1 protein-coding gene is annotated in these 613 nt (G+C 63.8%); it reads left to right on the top strand.

Annotation, left to right across the window (positions count from 1 at the left end):
- Window positions 1–513: substrate-binding domain-containing protein (locus HHU12_RS34530; RefSeq protein ID WP_169661222.1), on the top strand; the 513-nt coding region annotated here is incomplete at its 5' end.
- Window positions 514–613: the final 100 nt, after the last annotated feature.

The following is a 613-nucleotide window of genomic DNA, read 5'->3' as shown; positions in this document are numbered from 1 at the left end:
CGCCATTTGATCCAGCAGGGGCCCACGCGTATCGGCTATCTGTGCTCAAACCATGATATCTCCGATGCGGAAGATCGGCTGCAGGGGTACTACGCGGCGCTGGAGGAGAGCGGCCTGCCGTGCAACGACCGGCTGGTCACGTTTGCCGAGCCGGATGAAAGCGGCGGCGAACAGGCGATGACCGAACTGCTTGGCCGCGGCCGCCACTTTAGCGCCGTCGCCTGCTATAACGACTCGATGGCCGCCGGCGCGATGGGGGTGCTGAATGACAATGGCATCGACGTTCCGCGGGAGATTTCGCTGATTGGCTTCGACGATGTCCTGATTTCGCGCTATGTCCGCCCGCGGTTGACTACCGTCCGCTATCCGATCGTCACGATGGCGACCCAGGCGGCCGAGCTGGCTTTAGCCCTGGCGGAGCAGCGGCCGGCGCCGGAGATCACCCATCTGTTCAGCCCGACGCTGGTCCGTCGTCACTCGGTGGTCGCCCCGCAGGAAGGCGATAAGTCATAGCGATAGAGGTGCACGGCGGTGGCCGGGTAATCCAGCCCCTCGCCGATGTAGCGCCAGCCGAAGCGTTCATAGAAATCCCGGCAGGCGGAGTAGAGATAGA

This window comes from Flammeovirga aprica JL-4 (genome assembly GCF_012844305.1).
Taxonomy (GTDB): Bacteria; Bacteroidota; Bacteroidia; order Cytophagales; family Flammeovirgaceae; genus Flammeovirga; species Flammeovirga aprica.
This window is presented reverse-complemented; position numbering and strand designations above follow the sequence as displayed.